This is a genomic window from Microbulbifer sp. CNSA002 (assembly GCF_047324085.1).
Classification (GTDB): domain Bacteria; phylum Pseudomonadota; class Gammaproteobacteria; order Pseudomonadales; family Cellvibrionaceae; genus Microbulbifer.
Genome location: NZ_CP172449.1, coordinates 4119236 through 4144523 on the forward strand (window position 1 = coordinate 4119236; position 25288 = coordinate 4144523).

The window sequence follows — 25288 nt, forward strand, 5'->3', positions numbered from 1 at the left end:
TCGCAGCATGCAGGTATTATGGTGACCCTGTAATTGATTAACCTCTTTTTGCCTCATGCTGCTAACCCTGCCCGCCCCAGCAAAACTCAACCTGATTCTGCGCATTCTCGGCCGTCGCCCGGATGGCTATCACGAGTTACAAACCCTGTTCCAACTTCTCGATTTCGGCGACTTATTGGAATTCAGTGAGCGCAGCGATGGCATTGTCAGTGTCGATGCAGGCCAGCTGGATGTGGCTGAAGAGGACAACCTGGTTTATCGCGCAGCTCAATTACTGCGCAAACAAGCTGAGCCGGACCGACAAAATTCTCTCGGCGCCTCTATTCGGTTGATAAAGAAGTTGCCTCACGGCGGCGGCATCGGTGGAGGCAGTAGCGATGCCGCCACCACTTTGCTCGGGCTCAACCACTTATGGCAGTGCAATTTATCGATCGATAAACTGGCGGAGCTGGGGCGGCAATTGGGCGCGGATATTCCAGTTTTTGTGCGCGGGCGCACCGCTTGGGCGGAAGGGGTTGGTGAAAAATTAACCCCAATAACCACCGAGCAACACCACTACCTGGTTGTCTCAACTGGTTGCGAAGTGAGCACTGCAAAAATTTTTCGCGATTCACGTTTGACAAGAGATTCAGTCGCAATTACATTAGCGGCCCTTCGCGAGGAGCAGGCCAACGAGATGCGACTCGGCAGCGAAAAACTGGAAACATTTTCCGGCAATGACTGCCAGCCATTAGTTGAGCAGCTCTACCCTGAAATACGCGATGCCAGAGAATGGCTCGAGCAATTTGCTCCGGCACAACTCACCGGCACCGGGGGCTGCGTTTTTGCAGCATTCCCTACGGCAGAGGCGGCCACTGAGGCACACGCCAAACTGCCTGAAGCGTGGCAGGGTTTTACAGCAGCGGGTGTATTGGTTTCACCGACACATCAAGCGCTAGCGAAAATCTCCTCAGATTTTTGAGGAAACATTACTGGGGCGTAGCCAAGCGGTAAGGCAGCGGGTTTTGATCCCGTCATGCGAAGGTTCGAATCCTTCCGCCCCAGCCACTTTCTTTATATGCAATGGCACAGTCAAAAACCGGTTCCGACATGATTCAGTCTACGCTGATCCAGCCGGCCCAGGCCATTCGCACAGGGCTTTACAGAGCCACCCCCCAATTTTTAAAGAATCCTGAAGGCAGACTTGAGTGCAAGCGCCCGATGGTTGTGCGAGCACGCACCCAGAGCAACCCGTTGAGCAAGGAAAAAAACTGTGGCCAAAACCCTGTTTTTATCCGCGCAACAGTGCGCCGCTCAACGCAAAAGTGTTGCAGCAAAAACCCTGACTGCTAGCAAATATGCAGGCATCTACACTTCAATTCACTTCAAGACAGAATTAAAGGAACTCGCAGTGGCTGACTTAATGGTCTTTACCGGCAACGCAAACCCGGAACTGGCACAGAAGGTTGTCGACCATATGGCGATCCCCCTGGGTGAAGCCACGGTCAAGCGCTTCTCCGACGGCGAGATTGCAGTAGAAATTACCGATAACGTACGCGGCCGCGACGTTTTCGTGGTGCAATCCACCTGCCAACCTACCAACCGCAACCTGATGGAACTGATCCTGCTGGTAGACGCCCTCCGCCGCGCCTCCGCCGGCCGCGTCACCGCTGTAGTCCCCTACTTTGGCTACGCCCGCCAGGATCGCCGCGTAAGATCCCAGCGCGTGCCGATTTCCGCAAAAGTGGTTGCCGATATGATGGTGAGCGTAGGTATCGACCGCGTATTAACCGTCGACCTGCACGCGGAACAGATCCAGGGCTTCTTCGACGTTCCTGTGGATAACGTTTACGGCTCCTCTGTCCTGCTCGACGATATCGAGCGCCAGAAGTACCAGAACCTGGTGGTGGTATCCCCGGATATCGGCGGCGTTGTGCGCGCCCGCGCCGTGGCCAAGAGCCTCGACTGCGAACTGGCTATCATCGACAAGCGCCGTCCGGCCGCCAATGTTGCCGAAGTCATGAATATTATCGGTGAAGTCAGCGGCCGCACCTGCCTGCTGGTAGACGATATGGTCGACACCGCCGGCACCCTGTGTAACGCCGCCAACGCCCTGAAAGAGCACGGCGCCGAGAAAGTTGTCGCCTACTGTACCCACCCGGTACTGTCCGGCAACGCCATCACCAACCTGAACAACTCCGTTCTGGATGAGCTGGTAGTTACCGACTCCATCCCCCTGGGCGACAAAATGGAGAAGGCACCAAAAATTCGCCAGCTCACCCTGTCTGCAATGCTGGCCGAGTCCATGCGCCGTATCAGCAATGAGGAATCCCTGTCCGCAATGTTCCGCTAGGAACTTGCCGATCAAGGTATCCCAGCGCCCCGTATACCGGGGCACTTTGCCTTTAGCGCTGATTCCCGTAGAATACGCGCCCGCCCGGCACAGCCGGGCGATTACTTTTGGGCCCAGTGCCCATTTAACATCCATGCCAGAGCGGTCCGGTCGCAGGTCACTCTGGACAGACAACCCGAGGTTTATCCCATGTCTGATATTAAATTGAACGCCATTGCCCGCAGCGATGAAGGGAAAGGTGCGAGCCGCCGCCTGCGTCGCCTGGAAGGCCGTGTACCCGGCATCATCTACGGCGGTGAAGCAGAGCCTGCTTCTATCTCCGTGCTGCACAAAGACCTGACCAAAGCTCTGGAAAACGAAGCTTTCTTCTCCTCCATGCTGACTGTTGACGTAGACGGCAAAGAAGAGAAAGTTATCCTGCGCGACCTGCAGCGTCACCCGGCTAAAGCCCTGCTGCTGCACATCGACTTCCAGCGCGTATCTGCCAACACCAAAGTACACGTTAAAGTACCTCTGCACTTCCTGAACGAAGAGAGCAGCAAAGGTGTTAAGGCTGGCGGTATCGTTTCCCACACCCTGACCGAGCTGGAAGTTAACGCTCCTGCCGGCAAGCTGCCTGAGTTCATCGAAGTGGACCTGGCCGACCTGGAAATGGACGGTGTACTGCACATCTCCGACCTGAAACTGCCGGAAGGTGTTGAGTCTGTGGCACTGAGCCACGGTGCAGACCACGATCTGGTTGTAGCTTCTATCCACAAGCCTCGCGGCGCTGTGGAAGCTGAAGCCGAAGCTGGCGAAGGCGAAGAGTAATCGCCTTGGCTGCGGCACCGGATACTCCGATCCAGTTGATTGTCGGCCTGGGAAACCCCGGACCGGAATACGATCGGACGCGACACAACGCCGGTGCCGACTTTGTTGTCGAGCTGGCCCGCCAACAAGGCACCCAGCTCAGCCTCGACAGCAAATATCACGGCCTCACTGGCCGTGTGCGGGTCGGCAGCCAGGATATCCGGCTGCTGATTCCCACCACCTATATGAATCGCAGTGGTCAATCTGTCGGCCCACTGACGAACTTCTTCAAGATTCCCCCGGAAGCCATTCTGGTCGCTCACGATGAGCTGGACCTGGCCCCCGGTATCGCGCGCCTGAAAGCCGGCGGCGGTCACGGCGGACACAATGGCCTGCGGGATATCATTGCCGCACTGGGCAACAACCGAAACTTTATGCGCCTGCGACTCGGCATTGGCCACCCCGGCAGCTCGAGCGAAGTGGCCCGGTTTGTACTCCAGCGAGCCCCCAGGGCGGAACAGGAAACACTGGCTGATGCGATCGATCGCTCGATCGACGTTCTGCCCACCGCCGCTTCCGGCGACTGGGGCGCAGCCATGAAAACGCTGCACACCAACAAATAGATCCCACCCGCCGGCTTGCCTTTTGCCGCGGAAATCTCGATAGTGTGCTGCGCTAAATTGCCGGTATTTTCCCGGCTGGCCCGGACCCTGTGGTGGCCGAGACATCCCGCCCATCCAAAATCCCGCCAGCGCAATCACTACCGGACCTCAAACGCAATTAGCAGAGCGCGCTGTATGCGCCTCGGGCAAACGGAAAAATATCACCATGGGTTTTACTTGCGGTATTGTCGGCCTACCTAATGTGGGCAAATCCACCCTATTCAACGCATTGACCAAAGCGGGTATCGATGCGGAAAACTTTCCCTTCTGCACCATCGAGCCCAATGCCGGTGTCGTGCCAGTACCAGATCCCCGCATCGACAAGCTGGCTGAGATCGTCAAACCGGAAAAGGTCATTCCCACCACCATGGAATTTACCGATATCGCCGGCCTGGTTGCGGGCGCCTCCAAAGGGGAAGGGTTGGGTAACAAGTTCCTCGCCAATATCCGCGAGACCGACGCTATCGCCCACGTTGTTCGCTGCTTCGAAGACGATAACGTTATCCACGTTGCCAACCAGGTACACCCGGTAGCGGATATCGAGGTAATCAACACCGAGTTAGCCCTGGCCGACCTGGACACTGTGGAAAAGGCCCTACAACGCTTTACCCGCGCCGCCAAGGGGCAGGACAAGCACGCGATCAAGATGAAAGCGCTGCTGGAAAAAATCCAGCCACACCTGGATGAAGCCAAGCCGCTGCGCTCTTTCGAGCTTTCAGAAGACGAACTGGCAGACCTGCGCGAACTGAGCCTGCTCACTATCAAGCCCACCATGTATATCGCCAACGTGGACGAGGATGGCTTCGAGAACAATCCGCACCTGGATGCTGTAGCTGCCATCGCCGCTGAAGAAAACGCGGTACTGGTACCTATCTGCAACAAGCTCGAAGCGGAAATTGCCGAGCTGGACGACGAAGAGAAGCAGGAGTTCCTGGAAGAACTGGGTATGGAAGAGCCGGGGCTGAATCGCGTGATCCGCGCCGGCTACCAACTGCTGGGCCTGCACACCTACTTCACCGCTGGCGTGAAGGAAGTTCGTGCCTGGACCATCCCACTGGGCGCCACCGCTCCCAACGCCGCCGGTAAAATCCACACCGATTTTGAAAAGGGTTTTATTCGCGCAGAAGTGATCAGCTACAGCGATTACATTGACAACAACGGTGAGGCCGGCGCTAAAGACGCGGGTAAATGGCGCCTGGAAGGCAAGGACTACATTGTCGCCGACGGCGACGTAATCCACTTCCGTTTTAACGTCTAACCGCCTCTCCTTTTTTTGCCTCCCCACCTCGGGGAGGCGCGCCACCCGTGTAAATTCCATGGCTCAATCAAACTGGAAAGTCGGCCTGCCCCTGGCGCTGATTACCGTATTTATGTGGGCAACCCTGCCCATCGCTCTCAAAGGACTTCTCGAATACATCAGTCCCGGTACCGCCACCTGGTATCGCTTTGCCGGTGCAGCACTGTTAGCGGGCGCCTACTACGGACAAGCGCGCAAATTACAGCTCAAGCCACTATTCAGTCGCGGCTTACTGCTTTTCACCTTCCTAGCCGTTGCCGGCCTTCTTGTGAACTACCTCGCCTACGCCAGTGGACTCAATTACATCACCCCTGGTGCCGCTCAGGTTGTAATCCAGCTGGCCCCCCTGCTTCTACTGATATCCAGCGTGCTTTGGCTGGGAGAGCGCTTCTCTCTGCGTCAGTGGAGCGGCGTGGTACTGGTAGTAATCGGGCTACTGCTATTTTTTAACCAGCGCCTGGAAGAGCTGACCAGTGGCGCCGGCGGCGAATACCTGCTAGGGCTCGGCTATATCCTGATCGCCGCTGTCACCTGGGCTATTTACGGTTTTTTCCAGAAGAAAATATTGAGCCGCGCAACACCCCAGGATTTACTGGTAGTGATTTATATCGCAGGGACCCTGTTCTTCCTGCCCATGGCGGAGCCAATGAAGGTTTCCCACCTGGGCTGGCTCGAGTGGGCGCTTTTAGCGTTTCTCACCGCCAATACGCTGATCGCCTATGGGGCTTTTAGCAAGGCACTAGCGCACTGGGAGGCATCCAGTGTCAGCGCAACCCTGTCATTAGTGCCAGTCATCACCCTATTGTTCAGTACGCTGATTAGCTCTATCTGGCCCAACTATATTACAGTTGAGCCGCTCAACTGGATTAGCTGGGCCGGCGCCGGCGCCGTAGTACTCGGTTCTGCCCTCGCCGCAATCAGTTCCAAGCGTGGTTCTGAGCAGTCCCGGGCATCAGATGAAAAAAATCGCTAACTATCTGAAAAGAATACAAAAAAAGTGTTGACACCCCCGGCCCATCGTTTAATAATGCGCGCCCTCGGGACAGCCGAGACAACAAAAGAAATGGCAAGGTAGCTCAGCCGGTTAGAGCGCAGCACTCATAATGCTGAGGTCGGGAGTTCGAGTCTCCCCCTTGCTACCATTTCAAATCACAGAGACTATTCTTTGTGAACCTTGAAACTGGGGCGTAGCCAAGCGGTAAGGCAGCGGGTTTTGATCCCGTCATGCGAAGGTTCGAATCCTTCCGCCCCAGCCATATTCCCAAATTATCTAGCAGGCCCAAGTCTGGGCAGCAATCAAAAGCTCAACAGTTTTTATCTGATTCTGAGAATAGTTCGCCAGAATTCGCCCGGCGAACGCAATCCAAAAATCAACTACTCGGGCAGCACCACACCATTCGCTTCCATAACGGTTGCTCCGGCACTATCAGACTCAAGGGCAGTAGTACCTGAAGTTGCTGCAGGCGTTCGCACTTGTTCCCTGCGCAAACCAAGGGCCCGCAACCACTCAAACCCCGCCAGGCAGCACAGCAATGCCAGTATTACTAGCGGACCGCCATATCCCTTCATAGCCTCACTCTCGGACATACAAGTCCACACAAGCTGCACAACGCACAGGAAGGCCACAATCAACAGGGTCGGTTTGCGTCCCAGCAAGCTAACAACAAATACGCCCAGAGGCGCCCCCAGGGCCACTACGGGTGCCGCCGCCAGCCAATTCCCAAACACCCCAGGCTGCCAATCTCCCGCCAGCGACTTCACTATTACTCCGAGTACCGAGCAAAATGCCATGATCACCACGGATGTAGGGATCGCCACCTTGAGATCCACCCTGCTCAACAACACAAGAGCCGCATACACCAGCATGTCCACACCCACACCGGTAACTGCCACCACGCAAAAGCCGGCAAAAGCACCCAATAGCAAGCCGACACGAAAATCTGTTGGGCACTGAAGGTCCCCCGCGTGCTCACAATCAGTAATTTCGCTGAGGCGATACAAATGAAAAATGCCAAAACTGCCCCAGAGGACGGCAAAGGAAAGCTTCACCCAGAGTTCGGGTATCAGAGGGGCAAACAGTAGGATACCGGCGGGAGTCGCCAGAAGAGAGCCCAGCAGTGCCCCCCGCAACATCGACCAGGCCAACTGCTGGCGCCGACAGAGAATAAACAAGCTGGCACTGACCATCCCTATCGACTGAACCGCAAAACTAAAGTCGCGACCCAGGCTTGCCGGCATATCAAAAAACAGCACCAACACGGGAAACCCAACTGTCCCGCCTCCCATCGGCGTAGAACCTGCGGCATAGCTACCCAGCGCCATCGCCAGGGCCATGGACCAATGCTCGAGCGCCAGGGCCAGGTTCTCGCCCTGTAAAATCAGGAACAACCAAACACCGTAAAACAGAACCAACCAAGCGAACCAATAGCGAAGAGAGAATCGCGCCACGTTTTTCATCTTATTATTTGTGAGCTAAAGCGTCAGAGGGAGACAATAGTGGTACGAGTGTGAGATGGGATCAAGACAAGATTTGGCGAGTTCGCCTGTCACGGCTAGAAGGGTCGCCCGGCAGACTCAGCTGCCGGGCAAAGCGCAATTAGTTCAAGCGCTTCTTGCGGATCAGGTTTTGAACCTGCATAGAGGACATCATAGAGGCGTAGATTGCCGGCAGCGCGCCACGCTTACGCAGCTCCAAGAAGTCTTCATCAGACAGCTTGTTAAGCTTTTCTTCATCGATAACAAAGAAACCTGTCAGATCGTAAGGCTTGTCATCTTCGCTAACACGGAGAGTCAGTTTCTTCTGGGTCAGCAAGTCCTTGGAAACCAGGAACTCGATAAAAGAGTCAGTCACTGCAACACGCTGTGCAGTTTCAACCACCGCCTGGGCGCGATTCTTCAGGAAGTCAGTTTGCTCGCCTTCCCCATCGAACAGCGCTTCACCTTCAGAGTCGCTCAACATCTTGGAGTCTTCGTCGATACACAGTATGGCCTGATCAGCGTTGTCTGGGTTCTTCACCAAAACAAACGGATAAGTACGCACTTGCAACGGAATGTAGCTGCCATTCCAGCCATCAGCGCCCGAGAAAAGGTTTTCACCAGGGCGCAAGCCCGTGAGCGCCACAACTTTAAACTGATCAGCATTCTGGTCTTTAACGAACAGGATCGGGTAGCTCTGGGCTGCCTGTACTATCTCCTGAACTACCAGCGGCAGGACATGATTACTGCTTACATGGTCAAAAGTAATGTCTTGGGTGAGTTTCAGGTTGCCATGTGCCTTTTTATCCAAAGCTTTGATCTGTGCCATAAGTACAACTCCTAGCTACTTTTATAGTTACTAAATTTTCAGAGATACCCTAACGTACCACTTTTCTACGCATCTACGATGACAAGTGCTTCCCGACAGTCGCCGGAAACCAAAGCCAGCATTAAACAGGGAAGAAGCCCAGCTGGCAAACAAAGTCCGCCAACATTAACCTAAAGACAAATTTATTTGGTTAAGTTCGCACTATTCAAGACTGTCGAACCAACTAAATTCACTGCTCCTCCCTTCAAACGACTCAGCAATGTTCAAAATCGACGAATCGAGTATCAGTTAGCCAACCCTGACAGGTAGGTCATCACCTGTATCGCCCCACCCTCACCTCTACAACTATCGTAAGAAGTGGTGTTTTTTTATACGATTGAAGAAGTGGTTGGAGTGAGTTCGATGCAAAAACCGAGGGGCGCCTCATTATGATGAGCCTACTATTTCTCTTCCATCTCCTTGCAATGGCTCTAGCCGTGAAGAATTACCACACCCTAGCAACCGCAACATTCATTTTTGCCTTGATATCAAGCATCGCCTGGCTGGGCTATCACACCGGCGACAATCTCAACTTAGCCTTGTAGAGGATGGTGAATGGGGCAAACATTTCGAGAGCTTAATGCACTGGGCATACTCGCCGTATGTGCCGTACTCGTCGCCGCAGAGTACTTTCAATTAGTGAATGGAGAAATGCCCTGCCCTCTCTGTTTGCTTCAACGAATTGGGCTCACAGGAGTCTTATTTGGCCTGATGCTAAATGTACTCTATGGCAATCGCCCACTACATTACAGCCTGGCTACACTGTCAGCGCTATTTGGTGCCGCTACCGCACTGCGCCAAGTCAGCCTACATGTTATTCCCGGAACACCAGGTTATGGCGATCCATTAATGGGATATCACTATTACACCTGGGCACTGATTATCTTCTACATGACAATTATTGGCATCGCAATTATCAGTGCATTTAATAAGCAATATGGGAAACCCCTATTTATTAGCTTTCGAGATCAGAGAGCACTCGGAAAAACGGCCATAGTGACTGCATTTTCAATTACCACACTTAATATATTCATAACCTTCGCAGAGTGTGGACCTACTGCCTGCCCGGATAATCCAGACAACTATTGGCTCTTTGGCGGGATCATCGGAATTTAACAGCAAGCCGAGAAAAGAAAAGGGGCGGGGCTATACAAAAGACAGCTTGCCAAGCATATATCCATAGATCAACAGAATAAATGGAGGCCAGGACCGGATTCGAACCGGTGAAAAACGGTGTTGCAGACCGTCGCATTTCCTCTCTGCCACCTGGCCACAAAAAAACCCGGCGCTTTCGCTCCGGGTTCTTTGACTCTACGGAAGCAAAAACGCTTCCGAATAAATTTACAGAAGCACGCAGGCTGCCTGACAGCAACATATAGACAGAAGTTCTTGCGCGTATTTCATAGTAAATTGTCTTGTTTAAGTTGCCGCCAAGAATAATGGAACAAAAACTCCATTTCAACTCTTTCTAGGTAGCCCCAGAATACTGCCCAACCCTAACCTCATTACCGGGCAACGGCTGCTCTGGAACCAGCTGTGCCAGCCCAAGAGAAATTAAGGCCATTAAAGACCCCGCAAAGAATACCATTGGCGGAGAGACAAGCCACAGCAGGCCGAATACTATAGGGATAACCACTGCGGCAATATGATTGATAGTGAAGCTGACTCCAGCTGAAGCTGCGATATCTCGCTCATCGACTATCTTCTGGAAGTAGGTTTTAATCGCAATTGCCATAGAAAAAAACAAATGGTCAATAATATATAATGCCGCTGCCAGCGCAGCACTTTCTACCAGCGCATAACCCGCAAATACCAGTATCAGGCCAATATATTCCAAAGTGAGGATACGGCGCTCGCCAAACCGAACGATAAACTGTCCGATCTTCGGTGCGATATACAAATTAAGTAAATGATTTACCGTATAGAGAGCAGCAACCTCCCCCACACTGTATCCAAATTTTTCCACCATCAAAAAACCAGCGAATACTATAAAGATCTGCCTGCGAGCCCCACTCATCATCGTGAGCGCATAATAGAGCCAATAGCGTTTCCGCAGAATAAGCTTCTTATGCTGGCTGTGGGGCTGAGCAAACTGAGGGAAAAGGACCCAGGCACCTAAAGCAATGACAATGGTCGCGCCACCACCAATTAAATAAACCCAGGAATAATCCAAACCTGCGAAGTTCATTAATCCCCATACCAAACCATAAGCCAGAAGCGCGGCAAAGGAACCTGCGGCAGCCATACGCCCCATCCAAACTGCTGCTGTTTGTTTGGGAAACCACTGGAGTGCCAGGGAAGTCTGCAAGGTCTCATAAAAATGAAATCCCGTAGACATTAAAAGTGTAGTGAGTAACAACCCGGTCAATGAAGGATACAGCCCCGTTAGCATCACCCCAAGGCCAGTTGCTACCAAGGAGATTATCGCCAGTCTCTGCTCCCTGACAAAAAGTAATACAAAGACCACTAGGAAGGCCAAAAAGCCAGGTATCTCACGCACACTTTGCAACAAACCAATATCTGCACCGGTAAATGCTGCCTTTTCAATAACAAAGTTATTAAGTAACGTATTCCAAACAGCAAATGAGAGCGGCATCGAAGCTGCCAGAATAAGCAAAAGAATTTCAGGCCGGCGAAGACGTTGTAGCATAAATGACCTCCTATAGCTAAGGCCCGCAATATACGCCCTCAATATCCAACTGTAAAATTATAAAAATAGTACTGAAGAATGAGTTTTCATCGAGAATATTGCAGCTCATAAAATTAAATACTAATTAAGCCATTAAATAGTGGTAACACCGACCAACAACTTGCTCAACTGCCCGAAAAACGGTGAACAAGACGTACCAATTGGAAAAGTAGCAAGCCATCTAATTATGTATAAATTCCCGCTAATCATGTATTTTTAATGAGATGAGGAAGCTTAGCTCACTACATATAATGACTAGAATCAGACAACTCCAACCTAAATTCACCTATCCTTTAACTGCTATATGTCTAGGCGCCTTACACCACAGCATGACTGATTACCAACATAGATAACTCTTGGAGAGAAAAATGCGCATTCATTCCTGGCGAATTTATCATCTCACCTTAGTCATGCTACTTACCACACTCCCTTTTCTACTGACGAACGCCGCTGCTCAAGAAGATAACTTACCTGACAAACTTAAATTAAACGAATGGAAGGTGCCCTGGGAGGGACTCCCCAGAGACCCGCATGTAGACAGTAAAGGTAATGTCTGGTTCTGTGGACAAGCGGGTAACTACATCGGAAAGTTTACACCGACCTCTGAAGAGTTTAAGCAGTATGAAATACCTGAAGGCACTCACCCTCATAACCTGATTGTGGATTCAAACGATATTGTTTGGTATGCAGGTAATCGCAATGCGCATATTGGGCGATTAGACACCAAGAATGGGCAAATTAAACAGTATCCAATGCCTGAAGGTATCAAAGACCCACATACGTTAATCTTCAATCGAGAGGGAAATATCTGGTTCACGGCCCAGCAAAGTAACCGCATAGGCCTGCTAAATATACAGAGTGGCAAAGTTCTAAGTGCCACCCCAACAACCGCTAATGCTCGCCCCTATGGTATTAAGATTGATGCTCAGGGAAACCCCTGGGTAGCTCTATTTGGCACCAACAAGTTAGCGCGAGTAGACGCAAAAACCATGGCCATAAGTGAGGTTAACCTGCCACGCCCAAATGCTCGCCCTCGCAGACTGGAAATCGATCCTACCGGCAATATTTGGTACGTTGATTATCCAGAAGGCTATTTGGGGCGTTATACTCCGACGACCAAGGAGTTTAAAGAGTGGAAGCTACCCAGTAAGAATCCACGCCCCTACGGAACAGCACTGGACAACAATAACCAACTTTGGCTCGCTGATACTGGAGAGATTCCAAACATCATTTTTGCCTTTAACACAGAAAAAGAGAAATTTACAAGCAAGACCCCAGTTCCAAGTGGTGGAAATATAAGATATATGTATTTTAACAATATGGATGGAAGCTTTTGGTTTGGTGTTGATTCTGGATTTATCGACCAGGGAATACCAAAATAGAAGTATATATAGCTCTATTGATATCAATCGATGTATGGCGTCACTGCAATAGTTCTATATATCCTGATACAGGACAAACTATTCAAATGCAGACTTCCATTTAGAATTCTAATTTTTTCAGCTCTACTAACAGCCATTCACGGCGCCCTATGAGGCAACCATTGATGGATTACCTTATTGGCAACCCACTACAAGTTACACTAGCTTAAAATGGCATGAAGTAGCTCGTGTGGATACTCATGGCGACCGTTATAATTATAGGTGTTGAAGTATTCGCCTCAAATAAATCAAACTCTAACGAATCTACAAAACAAAAAGCGTGCAGCAATCATTAAATAAAACTCGTAAACAGAATTTACAATTATGGAACCGAAACAAACCGGGATAGCATACGATACCATCACACATCTATGGGAACGTAAAGAGTTCAACAGGAACAACGGTATTAGCCAGTATAAGCGGGCACTTGGCTTTGTAAAAAATAGAGGCTCCGCACTAGATGTAGGGTGTGGCTGCACAGGAAGGCATATCGAGCTTCTGCTAACTGAAGGATTTTCTCCCGAGGGAATTGATGTTTCTGAGAAAATGATAGAGATCGCCAGGGATAAGTACCCTAATGTCAACTTCTATCTAGAGGATATATGTAAGTGGAAAGCCACAAGAAAATATGACTTTATAAGTGCGTGGGATAGCATCTGGCATATACCAATTGAAAAACAAGAGGAAACAATAAGGAATCTAGCGTCTTACTTAAACAAGGAAGGCGTTCTAATATTTTCCTTTGGTGGAACAGATAAAGAGGACTATCATACGAATGATGCGATGGGACCGGAATTATATTACTCCACCTTAGGCACAAATAAATTTGTACAACTCCTTATTTCATCTGGTTGTATTTGTAGACATCTGGAGTACGACCAACAGTCAGAATTACACGCCTACTTGATTGCTCAGAAGATATAATTATTTTATATACACGGGCCCCGTCCCCTCAATCATGGGTAGCCTATATGTTAACCGGAGCAATGCTTGTTTGGTTTATTCTTACGGGTCTCAGCCTAGTTTTTGTTATTTGGGACTCAATCACTAATGCGCCAACCAGCTGGGTTCAGCGCCTGGCTTGGGTATTAGTAATTCTTTATACCGGTGTTATCGGCTTAATCTTCTACCTACTCACCTGTCGCCGTCCTTTTCCTGGCGGCCACGATCAATTCACTAGGGCCACATGGAAGCAAAGTGTAAATAGCGAAATGCATTGTCTTGCAGGTGATGCAACTGGAATCCTTATCGCAGCATCTATTGTACCCACACTGGGCCTCACCAATGGATGGGACTCCATAATTGAGTACTTGGCTGGCTTTGTTTGTGGTCTGTTTATTTTTCAGGCATTGATGATGCGAAATATGTATCAGGGAAACTACTTAAAAGCAGTGGGTAAAACTTTCTTTGCTGAAACTGTATCGATGAATATGGTTATGGCTGGAATGATACCCGCTATGGTTATACTGACTTCTCTATGGCCAAACTCTGAAGACCCATCAAATGCTACCTTTTGGTTTCGTATGAGCTTGGCAAGTATTGTTGGAGGTATCACTGCTTACCCTATTAACTATTGGCTGGTAAAAAATCACTTAAAACATGGATGTATGACCCTTCCGGGAAAAGATGGAGCCGCGCCTAATCTTGGTCATTGCTCTCATGAATGTGCCCCAAATTCAGCACCGCACACCTATGGTACCTCACAAGCAGAAACCCATAAAATGGAAATGCATTCTCTATCTATAATGGAATCAAGTATATGGATAACGGGCACTTTTATAGTTCTTTTTCTTGCAATTTATGTCACGGATAAAATCACACCAATATACTTTTGATCTAAGAACCTTATGCACTCAAAATAATCGCTTAAGCATAAGATTCAAAAATTTTCTTTCTCCGCCTATAGTAAGATTTCACTCTGAGGCTGGTTGCCAATTGATTACCGGGCTTATACCTTCAGTATTACATAACCAAACAATCGCTTTTATGCCAACCTTAAGCTTCCCCTTATTATCAATGAATTTCTCCCAATCGCTGGAATGAAAAGAGCGGCCATGGATACGGAACTGCGCTAGAGCCTCTTGCCAATTTGGCATATTCAAATTTAGAACCTCATTTGTTCCATGGTCAGTAGCAATCCAAAGCTTGACTCCATCTTTCACTCGCACAAGTTTTGTGATGTCTCCCTGCCATGAAGTTAATTGGTTTCGATCACAAGTCACGTACTCTGGAACAGCTAGCCTTTGAGCCAAAAGATCCGGGCTAGCAAAAACAAATAAGCTCAGCACTAAAAACAAATAATGTTCTTTATTCATAATTAAAGAAGGGGGAACAAGCCCCCCTTAACTGTTAAAGACCACGATAAGTCGCGCTTTGCTCATCCGCGCGAGTGGCCTGACCTTCAGTGAACTCATACATACAGCTATCGTCAGTGTAATCCATAAAGTTAGTTACCGGATCTTCCCCTTCAGCATTTCTTCCCCTGGTACAGGTATCCCGACCAACAGGGCAGCCATAAGCAGCCGATCTCTCCGCAGGAGTATCTGAGACGTAGTCTCCCCGGCCAAAACATCCACCTTGGAACGTATGATAAAGACCCAACCAGTGGCCAACCTCATGAGTTAAGGTGTCCCCCTCATTGTAGGGCGCAGCATCACCTCCAGGCACAGAACCAGTTAAAATTACTACGCCGTCATCAAGTGGATCAGAGGAGTAACTACTTGGGAATGTAGCCCACCCAAGTAGGCCATCACTAATTTCAGCTACATAGATATTCAAATCCCCGGCATCGCCAACTCGTAAGGAAGATTTCATTGACTGCTCAGCCGAAGAATTGTAACCAACGTTATACCAAGAATTATTTGCTGTAACAGTGGTTGAAACTAAATTAAAACTAAATGGAGTATTTGCGTAAGCATCATTCAACACATCCATTTGCGCATTAATCTCACTATTAGAAAGCGCTCCATTATTAGCTGTGTCAGTAATTACATGAAAGTAAACATCAACTTCTACAGAACCTGCAGGGCGCAATGCGTGCGCCACACTTCTATCACTTGATACACTACGCAGAGTAGAAAAATGCTGCTCTTTTAATGCAGCTTCCTGAATTGATGGGTGGCCTGTACCGCAGCGCTTTAGCCCAACGCCATTGTTGGCAGCCTCAACCGAAGAAACACTTTGAGCAAAACCTATAGTTGATGACGCAAGTACGCACAATGATAGAGCAGTTTTTATCGAGATATTGGAAACAGCCTTTCTCATAACCTAAGCCTTAATTTTATTATTTATTTACACTCCCATAAGAGCCCGCCAACTTTCCACGCTTCCATAAACTTTTGTCAATAGCACCAATTCTTAAATTGATAATAATGACATCAAACTCTTTAATAAGGCGTAACGTTCAACAAGAAAAATGTAAATCCAAAAAAATATAAACTCAAAAAAATAAAATGCAGATACATTTTCTGCTGAAATTAGTTACACATGAAATTTTTTTCATGGAAAAACAAGGTGCAACTCACTTAAAAATACGAATGAAAATTCGCGGAACCTGAAATTACTGACAGGTAAAATCCCAATAAAAAAATACCGAATTTTATTTCAACAAAGCGGACAATTATATTTTTTATGATACATCATCGCAAAAATAGCTCGCACCAACTGGGGTTAATAATAAAAAGATATTCCAATCACTAAAGTATCTAATTCAAAAGACCAATCACAAATAACAAAGACCACCTACCTCCTGTGGTCATGGAGATAAGTGGCCTTTATAAATTTTGCAGCTTTTAAACTAGAGTGAACACTCTACTCTAAATTAGCCCCACTGTTTTTGAGAGCTAAGATCATTTCCGCTACTCGGCGAGCGGCAGGCAGTAAAGTGAAGCTTGTTATAACCTAGCTTATTTTCAGTAATGGCTTTTAGGACATCATCCAAATGAATATGGGCTCCTTCTTCAACCAAAATCAAATCATGATTATGAAGACCGCTCTCCCATGCCTTTTTTATATTATCCATATGACCTGGACTTTTTTCATTATATGAAAGATTATAATTGTAAACCTCAGAACCACCACCAGCTATAGAGTGCACTTTTCCTGATCCCATATTGAGAAACTGTTTAGCTCCAAAATCTGCTACACTATTTTTTCCGTCCGCAGGCTCGCCTGTTTTTGTCAAGCTTCTGACTGCATGATCAGAAGATGCAGAGCCATGAAAAGAGTAGAAGTATAGAGCTAATGTCTCTGGCACTTTGGCCTCACCAAAAGATCCCTTATCATATGAACCATGTGCGTAAAGAATCGCCTCTTTACCATTGGCTTGTTCTTTTTTATGAATTATTACTTTTCCAAACTGAATGGTTTTCATCACAATCCCTATCGTTCAAAGGTTACAGAATCTATTTTTTGACTACAACACCAAGGCACGGTCATAAATTTTAGATTCTTCATTTTAAGCTAAGCTTAATTGTTTTTAATAGTTGCAGATAAACAAAGTTAGATCAATGGAAATAAAATCTACGTAAGCGACTGAAATCCAACCTTCATTGCCACCCTCCCATTAAAGCAAAACCATAATCAGAAAAGTAGAAAAACCACCAGCTGCGAAACAAACATCATACAAAAACCCAAAATAATTACAAAACCTCAATTAAGGAATTTTTCATCCACATTTCAAACTAGGAGTAAAAGGATTTAAGCTAAATGAAAAACCTCACAAAAAAATGGTTATGTAACCTTCGAAACTGAGACTAAATTTTGCACGACAAAAAGTTCTATCACACATAAAAGACAACATTTTTACCTGTTACAACCATCATATAGTCAAGCACACCTAGCAAACTCTTTGTTCAATTTTTTTTGACTAAAGTTAGAGGTGTAGGGCATGCCACCCCTCATCATTGCTCTAGGAAGAAAGGTCAATAAGCTACAAAAATCTAGATTGACAACATAAGCAACACTATATGAAATGCAGAGTTATTTTTTTACAAACATACTAGAGAGAAATCTCTCACAGACGGCTAAGACTTAAACAGCTTTACGGCCTACCCTTTCAGTTGGATTACTATTTTAAGCTGATAAGAAAGAATTGATGAGCTGTGGACGAATGTCTAAGCTGAAAAAGAGTGGCATATGGTATGGATAAAACAAGATAAAAACTCCTCACCAAATCAACCTCCAAATATGAAAGATATAAATCGTATGTTACCAGGCATTGGAGGCTTTCTGGAGCGAAACAGCGATGGTGAGCCTGATGTCAAAACTGTTTGGCAGGGACAAACTAAACTGCCTCACTATTTGAAGGCAGCGGAGACTTTAAATCGGCTTAAAGGGTATGTATTAAATGTAGTAGTTCAGACTCGGTCTGACAGTTACCAGTTTTTAAAAAGGTGCTCCGTCAGGTCAAATTCAGTTTACAAGTTTTTCCTTCCTGATACTTTTCTATCTTTAAATGTTGCCATCTGTGTGCGGCGTGCATTTCTTTGTGCCAGAGATACTGAATCCGGAAAAGAATACGAGCATCGGCACGAATTGATTTAAAGCCGTATGCATAAATTGGCCGAGGTGTTTGCGCTAGATATTGCTGCCTATGCGGTAATAAGTAATCACTACCACATAATGCTATACATCGACACAGATTCTGATGATAAGGTAATTACTCGTTGGCAAAAGCTCTTCAAAGCCTCTAGCTTAGTCCAGCGCTATATTCAAGGCGATACCCTCGATCACGCTGAAGTAAACAGACTAAAAGAAGTCGCCTTTCTATGGCGGGAACTCCTAATGAATATCAGCTGATTTATGCGCTGCCTGAACGAGTCCATCGCCCGCCAGGCCAATGCCGAGGACAACTGCACCGGTTGTTTCTGGGAAGGGCGTTTCAAGTCTCAGGCCTCGCTGGATGAAAGAGCCCTTGCCGCCTGCCTCGCTTACGTGGACCTCAACCCTATCCGTGCCGGTATCGCTAAAACGTCAGAAGAATCCGATTACACTTCGATCCAGCAACGCATTCACACAGCCATCTCAGGCGAGCAGCCCAAAAGCCTAATGCCACTGGTGGGCGGGGAGCACCGGGATATGCTTAAAGGCTTGCCTTTTCAGCTGGATCACTATTTAGAGCTAGTAGACTGGAGTGGCCGGCAGCTGCACCCTAAAAAGCGCGGCGCTATTTCCGAAAACATCCCACCTATTTTAAATCGGCTGGGTATTTCGCCAAAACACTGACTCTATCTAAACCATAATTTTGAAAGCCGCTTTAAACGCTTGGTGGACTCAGCGGAAGCGGTACACCAGGTCTGTGCGCGGCAAAATAAACGCTAGGTACACGGGCTGCGGATTGCCAGCGCTTTCTTAGCCCCACCCCCTGCTAAATTACAGAAACCCGCTTATCAGCTGCCCTAGATTATATCGCCCTAACTCTACTCTCCCCTAATTCCCTACGGGCTCCCCATAAGATCTTTTAACGCCAAATTGCCATCTATTTTGAGAAAGATATACCAGCTACCAAGTAGTGGCACAAAAATTCTTGTCTAGTTTCCGACTCTCCATTCTTTGGATGTCCAGGATTGCTTATTTTGACTTATACTGCTCTTTGGATAACTCATTAACCAATCTATTTTCTAATTGCGCTGCAGTCCATAGTTTATGCGACTCTATTGATTTTGCATTTTTAATTTTGTCAAAAGGAAACTCTTTTCCATCACACCAAACACGCCGATCATCACCTCGACCAAGAACAAATTTAATTTTGCTATAACCAGAATCTTTCTCTCTATTATAACTTTTTGATGATCCAACTTTCCGCCATCTTTTTTTAGATATCCCGTCCCCGACTATATAGACCGGATCAATTAGACGAGGCCTATTAATAATTGACTCAATATCTGAGCCGGCAGGTCCAACAAAATCAAAAATCTCGATGAGGATACCCGCCCCACCCTCACTAGCTACTATTCTACAAAAGCAAAACTCTTGATCGCCCTCACCAAACTTAAACCTAGAATAGCTTTTAAGACTATAATCTTCTGTCAAAAATAATGGAATGAAATATACATCTCCATCTTCAAGTTTTAAACTTTTCATTTTTCTTTACATCCTCGACCTATCGATTTAGCAGGGGTGATTTCAATAACCGCACTCTCATACTCTTGATTAAACATAACCCCCCTTTCATCCGTTCTATTTTTATCAAAAGAATTAACTTTGTTGCCTCTATTCGTCTCAGAAATTGGCTCCCCTATAACTCCTGTTAAAGTACTGTGCTTTTCTATGTATGCCTGCTCATATCCCCGGGCTTGTGCAAAAGTTAAATCCCTCTTTAAAACTACTTGCTCACCTGTTCTCGGATCATAACGACCTGAACGTGTATGTTCATCAAGCCTACGAATAGGATCATTAGAGATCCCTATATAATAGGGTTCATCTGCTCCAGGCTCGTACAAGCCATAAACGGAAAACCCCGTTTCATCAAGCGCTGTTAGCCCGAATGGGTCAATCCAAACTAATGGGTTAGTCACATACCGATAATTATTTATCCCCCCCAACAAGCCAACTGGATCCTGCTGAGTAAACTCCCCAACTTCTGGGTCATAGTACCTAAACCGATTGTAGTGCAGTCCAGTTTCTTCATCGAAGTACTGCCCCTGGAAGCGAATAGGCTGCTCTATTTGGTTTTCATGAGCCAGTGCAATATTGCCATAGCTCTGATAAGCAACACTCCAAACCACCTCACCTTCCTGATTGGTAAGGGTATCAGGCGTTCCCAGATGATCCAGGTGGTAGTGATAAACCTGCTCATCTTCTTTTAGAGCAACCGGCTTAAAGGTACCCGGCTCGAAGTAGTAGGTGCGGGTATTCAGGTCCTGCCGCGTATGGATATCGGCTTTATTTTCACGAAGCAGAACATCGCCATCCCAGAGGAAGCTGGTTTGTTCACTGTTGGTGTTCTTACCAACACGACGACCCAGTGGATCGTACTGGTAGTGAATTTCTTGTTGAAGCTTTTCGCCGCCCTTTTCTACCTCGAGTTTTTCAACCCGCACCAACTGCTGGCGACTGTTGTACTGATAGCGGGTTTGAAGCTTCTGCCCTTTACCGCGCAGCTCGGCGATACGGTTGCCGTGGATATCGTAGCGATAGTGAGTATCGCCACGGAAGGCTAAACGGTTACCTTTGACCTGGGTGGCGCTGGCCTGTTGCTTGGCTTCATCCTTTGAATTAGCGGCGGCCAGAATATTGTGTGCGGGATCGTGCACAAAATGCTCTGGGTTAGGGCCATCAACCTGGGTGAGGCGATCCAGGGCGTCGTAGTGGTAGCTGCGGGTGCCACGTAGACTGTCCTCGATTTTGGCAATCTGGCCAGCTTTATTGTAGTGGTAGCTTCGCTCCAGGATTGAGTGAGAGTTTTGAGTTGGGTCGGAGACTGGGCCACTAGCTTTGTTTAGACATAGCCTTTGCAGCCGCCCTTGAGGGTCATAATCTCGCTGGCTCTCCAGCCCATTGCCGTGCTGGCGCTGACTCTCCCTGCCCTGCTCATCATGATTGATATTGGTAATCAGCTGATCGGTGTTGCTGCCTACCGAGCGGCGGTGCAGGCTCTCGAATTGGCCGGCGGGGTTAAAGGCGAAGTTGAGCACTTCACCATCGGGCAAGGTCGTGGCGATGCGATTGCCGGCAGCATCATAGTTATGGCTGAGTTTATCTTTGCCCTGCCAATCCGCAGTTACGCGTCCGTTAGCATCATATTCCCAGCGCAGCTTGCGGTGGGCATTTTCCGCTTCGATCAGCTGGCCGCTGCGGCTATAGCGGAAATTGGTTGCACCATCCGGGGTGACTTCTTCCAATAGGCGGCCAAAGGGGTCGCGCTCAAAGATGGTATCCACACCTTTGCCGGTATCAGCATCAGTCACTGCCCTGGAACTAATCAGGTGCCCGGCGCGGTTATAGGCGTAGCGAGTCACGCGTCCATCGAAGCCCACTTCTTCAATCAGGCGTTCGTTCAGGTCGTATTTGAGCTGGTACCGCTCACCATTTTCATTGGTGAGGCCCACAAGGTTGCGCTCGCCGTCGTAGTGGTACTCCAGGCGGCTGCCGTCCGGGTTAGTGCGCATCTTAACCTGGCTGAGGCCGTCGTAGGCGTAGCAGGTGCTGCGGCCTTCGGAGTCCATAACTTCCGCAAGCAGCCCCTGGGGGTTGTAACTGTACTGAGTCCTGGCTCCATCCGGGGTAATAACTGCATGGATTCGATCCTGGGCGTCGTATTCATAGCGGGTTATCTGGCCGGGGGCATGCTGAACTTCTTCCAGGCGGCGTGCACCGTCATAACGATAGTGCTGGGTGCGGCCCATGGGGTCTTTGACCGCTGCCAGCTTACCTTCCGGGTTCCATAGATAGCGAGTGGCGTTGCCCAAGGGATCGGTAACACTGCCGATCAATCCTACCGGGTTATAGCTATATCGGGTGCTACTGCCAAGAGGGTCTTTGGTGGTGACGATCTGGCCTTTCTTGTTGTATTCACGTTGCCAGGAGTTACCGGCGGGATCAGTCACTTTGGCAGGCAGACCTTCACCGTTGTACTCGATGCGGTGGCTGTTGCCAGCGGCATCGGTCTTTTGTATCAAGCGACCCTGGTCATCATACTTATAGAGTTCTTCTCGCCGACTGCCATCATCGCTAGGCAATTGTACTTTGGTAACTTGGCCCAGATCGTTGTAGCTGTAGAGGGTCTCTGCACCTTCAGGGTCGCGGTGATAAATCGGTAGGGCGCGATCATTAAAGCGGTAACGTTCCTGTCCCCCACGAGTATCCGTTACGGTAACGCCGTGGCCATCCTCATCCCAGGCAAATTTGTAGTTGTAGGTAGCCTGCCCGTCGATAGCATCACCCCATTGGCGTACGCAACGGGCAGATGGGCCTTCTTTATCCCACTCAAAGTAAAAGCGGTAACCGGTTTTTAGGATGCGCTTGGAAATAACATGCTGGTGATATTCATATTGCTCACTGTAGCCATCCGCATCGGTGGCTTTTATCAGATCACCTTCATCACTGTATTCGTACTGAGCCAGTATTTTAATGCGACCATCGCGAGTTTCTTTCTTTAACTCGCCAATACGCAGGCTATTGGGCTGCCCTTCGGGCGGGCTGATATGCAGAGCTTCACCGAGGCTGCTCTCGATACAAATCAGGCGCTCATCAATATAGTGGAAGAGGTAATAGTTACCGTAGCCGTCGCGGATTTCAGAGAGTTTTAGAGCCCCTTTAGTACCTGTCGCCTTGAAGTGTTTTTGCACACCATTTTGGGCTCCATAGGGAGTTACAACCCAGTGCTCATCGTTCACGCGAGTTAACGATAAATTTTCCACCACATTGTGGCTGCGGCCGCTATTACCCGGTGCAGGTAAGCTGATTACCCGGCCCTCGGCATCATGAAACTGTACCGCTTTGCCTGGACGCCATACCAGGCGCTCATTCAACGTGTGGGTCCAGCCGTGGCCCAAACCGAAATCCCTGGCGTTACTGCTGCGGTAAGTTCGCGCCAGAGTTAGTGGCAGTGGGCCATCCAGCACCGTATCCACCAAAGTCAGACGCTCTTCACCTGTTTTTAAGTTGATCGGTTCACCACCTTCACAGGCATTGGCATTGCACTGGGAGGTGTCACCGTTCTGGTTTTCCCCGGTATCGCTATTGGTATTGTCCGGCTCGTTGCTATTATTCGCTTGGCTACCTTGCGACTCACTTGAATTATTATTGGAACCACTATTGCTTTGATTGGAATTTGAGGTAGTGCTGCTGGCCCCTGAGCCACCAGAACTGCCAGAGCTGGCTGGCGGAGCCGCCGCTTCTGAGGAACTCAAATCGGAGAAATTAGCGCCTTCCCCTCCTTTAGCGTTGCCACCCTTTTTCTTGGAAACTAGCTGTTGCTGCTTCTTCAGTTTGGCCAAGTCCAACATCAGCTCGCCGACATTTTTAAAGGACTTCAGCAGGCGCGCATTTTTGGCCATAGCTACAGCGGCGCCGACGCCTCCAGTAATCGCCGCTAGGACGATAGTGAGGATAATTTCAAAGGCACCACCGCCGGCTATTTCTGTAATTTCCAGGCTGTGTTGTGCTTTTACATAATCCTCGGCAAAACGGAAGATAACCCCGCGCAGGGCCGGATCATCGTAAATAATTTGAGCAACGTCGAATGCCAAATCCAATTGCTGCCGAGTAACCTTTGAAGGGTCAAAACCGAGTACATCCACCACTTCTTTTTGCAGATCCGTAACGTACTCCTGGCCAGATTCTGCGAAGCTCTTGTCATTCCAGAAGTAATTTGCTGTGGCAACACCCAACCTATGCGACTGACGCAGAGGATTCAGCATTTGCGCCACTTCAAGCACATCTTTTGTCCATACCGCCAAGCCCCAGGCGGCATTGCCAAAACCGGTCGCGCCACTTTCAATATAGGCACCCACTTTTTCCAGCATTGAGCGCTTCTCATGCTGCTGCTGGATTTGAGCCGCCTCTGCCCTCTCCTGGGCAATAATTTGCTGTAGGCCGATACGAATCTTGGCAATCAACTCAGCCTGTTTCTCAGCAATTACGGTAGCTGCCGTTGGCGCTTCTTCAATAATCAGTCGATTCTGAATTAAAGCGCGATAAATCTCTCGTTCAGAAGAGGACAAGTGGCCAGGCGGCTCAGATAGGGGCCCCAGGAAGATTGTGCCCGAAGTACCCGCTTGAATACTGGTACTGAGCAAATTGCAGGAGCTACCTCCCAGGCTGAAAAAGTGTTGGTAAATTTTCTCAATAACCGCATCGTCGAACATCGAAAGCAAGTGGCCGACATCGACCTGCATAGGAATTCCCAGCGGGTACGTCCACCCTACTCTCACTTCGTACTGGATGCCTTGCTTATTTTCAACACGTAGCTGCATGATAATCCTTTAAACACTTACGCCTATCTGGACCTAGTGGGGACCTAATTCAGTTAACTCTCACCCGCGAACATCAGGGAACCCCCAAAGAACTCCGGTAAGCTTTCGATTCCGTCTATTTTTCGAACAAAATACCCTTAAGCTGAAACCAGCGTGACTTCAACTGATAATTCCTCCGGGCTTTGTCGGCGTCGATTAAAATCGAAATTGAAAGACCAGCCAATACCACGCCATTACACAACGAAGCCGCTGAGAAGAACATTCTCTATCCAAAAAAGGGAGCTTAAGGGCTACTGTGCTAGAAGAATACTAACGATTAGATTCTTATCTTCCTTTTCAATCTAAATAGGTCAAGAATCCAAGTGGCGCCGAATAAAACATAGGGCTGAGATCTACTTCGCGAGGTTACCGCAAATTAGGAAAATACGGTAGATAGCAAGTGTTAAGCTGAGTAGCGAAGCTTTCGGGAACAGTGATCAAAACTTCAGTAATGAAGAATTAGACTAAAACCATCATCGATTAATTTTTAATAATCAAATAAATATAGTACCTGCGTATTAGAAAAATATCCCGCAATACAACTTCTATGAACAATTATTGTTCAGTTGATTAAAGTAATTGGATAATTTCTCAACAGCGAGTATCAATATTCCATTATTGATAAAAGTATCTAATTAGATAGCGTTTGGCGGACCGCGAAATTGAATTTTTAGATTTGTGACACTCATCACAAAATAATTCAATTACAGGCTGAGGGAAAGGGGAAAATCAGCAAACATGAATGGCTGGAAAATAGCGTTAACTGCAAATAAAGCGCTTATGGGTTGAAGTAGGCCC

General features: G+C 48.3%; 22 protein-coding genes and 4 tRNA genes. 17 read left to right on the forward strand and 9 right to left on the reverse strand.

Annotation, left to right across the window (positions count from 1 at the left end; all coding sequences use genetic code 11):
• The first annotated feature begins 55 nt into the window (after positions 1–55).
• From ispE to ACG1BZ_RS18360, 9 genes are all read left to right on the forward strand, one after another.
• Positions 56–961, forward strand: a complete 906-nt coding sequence (gene ispE / locus ACG1BZ_RS18320) for a 4-(cytidine 5'-diphospho)-2-C-methyl-D-erythritol kinase (RefSeq protein WP_413663072.1) — start codon at positions 56–58, stop codon at positions 959–961.
• Between the two features lie 11 nt (positions 962–972).
• Positions 973–1047 (forward strand) — tRNA-Gln (locus tag ACG1BZ_RS18325).
• A gap of 355 nt (positions 1048–1402) precedes the next feature.
• On the forward strand, positions 1403–2332 hold the full coding sequence (locus ACG1BZ_RS18330; RefSeq protein ID WP_282934570.1) for a ribose-phosphate pyrophosphokinase: 930 nt from the start codon (positions 1403–1405) through the stop codon (positions 2330–2332).
• Positions 2333–2521: 189 nt separating this feature from the next.
• A complete protein-coding gene (locus tag ACG1BZ_RS18335) occupies positions 2522–3142 on the forward strand; it encodes a 50S ribosomal protein L25/general stress protein Ctc (protein ID WP_413663073.1) in 621 nt (206 codons plus the stop codon).
• A 5-nt stretch (positions 3143–3147) separates the two neighbouring features.
• A complete protein-coding gene (pth, locus tag ACG1BZ_RS18340) occupies positions 3148–3744 on the forward strand; it encodes an aminoacyl-tRNA hydrolase (RefSeq protein WP_413663074.1) in 597 nt (198 codons plus the stop codon).
• Between the two features lie 205 nt (positions 3745–3949).
• Complete coding sequence (ychF, locus tag ACG1BZ_RS18345; protein ID WP_413663075.1) at positions 3950–5041, forward strand: redox-regulated ATPase YchF; 1092 nt, start codon at positions 3950–3952, stop codon at positions 5039–5041.
• A gap of 58 nt (positions 5042–5099) precedes the next feature.
• A complete protein-coding gene (locus ACG1BZ_RS18350) occupies positions 5100–6053 on the forward strand; it encodes a DMT family transporter (protein ID WP_413663076.1) in 954 nt (317 codons plus the stop codon).
• Positions 6054–6145: 92 nt separating this feature from the next.
• A tRNA-Met gene (locus tag ACG1BZ_RS18355) sits at positions 6146–6222 on the forward strand.
• A 39-nt stretch (positions 6223–6261) separates the two neighbouring features.
• Positions 6262–6336: transfer RNA gene (locus ACG1BZ_RS18360), tRNA-Gln, on the forward strand.
• A gap of 118 nt (positions 6337–6454) precedes the next feature.
• Here ACG1BZ_RS18360 and ACG1BZ_RS18365 read toward each other — a convergent pair.
• Positions 6455–7537: a sulfite exporter TauE/SafE family protein gene (locus tag ACG1BZ_RS18365; RefSeq protein ID WP_413663077.1), complete on the reverse strand. Its 1083-nt coding sequence runs from the start codon at positions 7535–7537 to the stop codon at positions 6455–6457.
• 139 nt (positions 7538–7676) lie between these two features.
• The gene (locus ACG1BZ_RS18370; protein WP_413663078.1) at positions 7677–8384 is read right to left on the reverse strand and encodes a SapC family protein; all 708 of its coding nucleotides are present in this window, start codon (positions 8382–8384) and stop codon (positions 7677–7679) included.
• A 464-nt stretch (positions 8385–8848) separates the two neighbouring features.
• Between ACG1BZ_RS18370 and ACG1BZ_RS18375 the strand changes: the two genes are divergently transcribed.
• Both ACG1BZ_RS18375 and ACG1BZ_RS18380 read left to right on the forward strand, forming a co-directional pair.
• Entirely contained in the window at positions 8849–8968 is a 120-nt protein-coding gene (locus ACG1BZ_RS18375) for a DUF5993 family protein (protein ID WP_413665885.1), read from the forward strand.
• Between the two features lie 10 nt (positions 8969–8978).
• Entirely contained in the window at positions 8979–9539 is a 561-nt protein-coding gene (locus tag ACG1BZ_RS18380) for a disulfide bond formation protein B (RefSeq protein WP_413663079.1), read from the forward strand.
• Between the two features lie 81 nt (positions 9540–9620).
• Here the strand turns inward: ACG1BZ_RS18380 and ACG1BZ_RS18385 are convergent.
• Both ACG1BZ_RS18385 and ACG1BZ_RS18390 read right to left on the reverse strand, forming a co-directional pair.
• Positions 9621–9695: transfer RNA gene (locus ACG1BZ_RS18385), tRNA-Cys, on the reverse strand.
• 196 nt (positions 9696–9891) lie between these two features.
• Positions 9892–11073 carry an MFS transporter gene (locus tag ACG1BZ_RS18390; RefSeq protein WP_413663080.1) on the reverse strand — a complete coding sequence of 394 codons (1182 nt, stop codon included), beginning with the start codon at positions 11071–11073 and terminating at the stop codon, positions 9892–9894.
• A 407-nt stretch (positions 11074–11480) separates the two neighbouring features.
• Here ACG1BZ_RS18390 and ACG1BZ_RS18395 point away from each other — a divergent pair, with 407 nt between their 5' ends.
• From ACG1BZ_RS18395 to ACG1BZ_RS18405, 3 genes are all read left to right on the forward strand, one after another.
• Positions 11481–12494 carry a lyase gene (locus ACG1BZ_RS18395; RefSeq protein WP_413663081.1) on the forward strand — a complete coding sequence of 338 codons (1014 nt, stop codon included), beginning with the start codon at positions 11481–11483 and terminating at the stop codon, positions 12492–12494.
• Between the two features lie 363 nt (positions 12495–12857).
• Entirely contained in the window at positions 12858–13457 is a 600-nt protein-coding gene (locus ACG1BZ_RS18400) for a class I SAM-dependent methyltransferase (protein WP_413663082.1), read from the forward strand.
• Between the two features lie 47 nt (positions 13458–13504).
• A complete protein-coding gene (locus ACG1BZ_RS18405; RefSeq protein ID WP_413663083.1) occupies positions 13505–14368 on the forward strand; it encodes a DUF4396 domain-containing protein in 864 nt (287 codons plus the stop codon).
• Between the two features lie 78 nt (positions 14369–14446).
• Here ACG1BZ_RS18405 and ACG1BZ_RS18410 read toward each other — a convergent pair whose 3' ends face one another.
• The 3 genes from ACG1BZ_RS18410 to ACG1BZ_RS18420 all read right to left on the reverse strand — a co-directional run bounded on the left by ACG1BZ_RS18410 (position 14447) and on the right by ACG1BZ_RS18420 (position 16905).
• Complete coding sequence (locus ACG1BZ_RS18410) at positions 14447–14848, reverse strand: hypothetical protein (RefSeq protein ID WP_413663084.1); 402 nt, start codon at positions 14846–14848, stop codon at positions 14447–14449.
• 34 nt (positions 14849–14882) lie between these two features.
• Positions 14883–15797: a zinc metalloprotease gene (locus ACG1BZ_RS18415; RefSeq protein ID WP_413663085.1), complete on the reverse strand. Its 915-nt coding sequence runs from the start codon at positions 15795–15797 to the stop codon at positions 14883–14885.
• Positions 15798–16353: 556 nt separating this feature from the next.
• Positions 16354–16905: a putative adhesin gene (locus ACG1BZ_RS18420; RefSeq protein WP_413663086.1), complete on the reverse strand. Its 552-nt coding sequence runs from the start codon at positions 16903–16905 to the stop codon at positions 16354–16356.
• Between the two features lie 764 nt (positions 16906–17669).
• Here ACG1BZ_RS18420 and ACG1BZ_RS18425 point away from each other — a divergent pair.
• Genes ACG1BZ_RS18425 through ACG1BZ_RS18435 form a run of 3 tightly spaced genes read left to right on the forward strand, consistent with a single transcriptional unit; the run spans position 17670 to position 18758 of the window.
• Entirely contained in the window at positions 17670–18077 is a 408-nt protein-coding gene (locus tag ACG1BZ_RS18425) for a hypothetical protein (RefSeq protein ID WP_413663087.1), read from the forward strand.
• Positions 18078–18083: 6 nt separating this feature from the next.
• Positions 18084–18332, forward strand: coding sequence for a hypothetical protein (locus ACG1BZ_RS18430; protein ID WP_413663088.1), 249 nt, complete (start codon positions 18084–18086; stop codon positions 18330–18332).
• Positions 18333–18335: 3 nt separating this feature from the next.
• Positions 18336–18758: a hypothetical protein gene (locus tag ACG1BZ_RS18435; RefSeq protein ID WP_413663089.1), complete on the forward strand. Its 423-nt coding sequence runs from the start codon at positions 18336–18338 to the stop codon at positions 18756–18758.
• Between the two features lie 345 nt (positions 18759–19103).
• Here the strand turns inward: ACG1BZ_RS18435 and ACG1BZ_RS18440 are convergent, their stop codons facing one another.
• Positions 19104–19616 carry an Imm26 family immunity protein gene (locus ACG1BZ_RS18440; RefSeq protein ID WP_413663090.1) on the reverse strand — a complete coding sequence of 171 codons (513 nt, stop codon included), beginning with the start codon at positions 19614–19616 and terminating at the stop codon, positions 19104–19106.
• Positions 19613–24451, reverse strand: coding sequence for an RHS repeat-associated core domain-containing protein (locus ACG1BZ_RS18445; RefSeq protein WP_413663091.1), 4839 nt, complete (start codon positions 24449–24451; stop codon positions 19613–19615). The genes ACG1BZ_RS18440 and ACG1BZ_RS18445 overlap by 4 nt, the downstream gene beginning before the upstream one ends.
• Positions 24452–25288 lie beyond the last annotated feature (837 nt).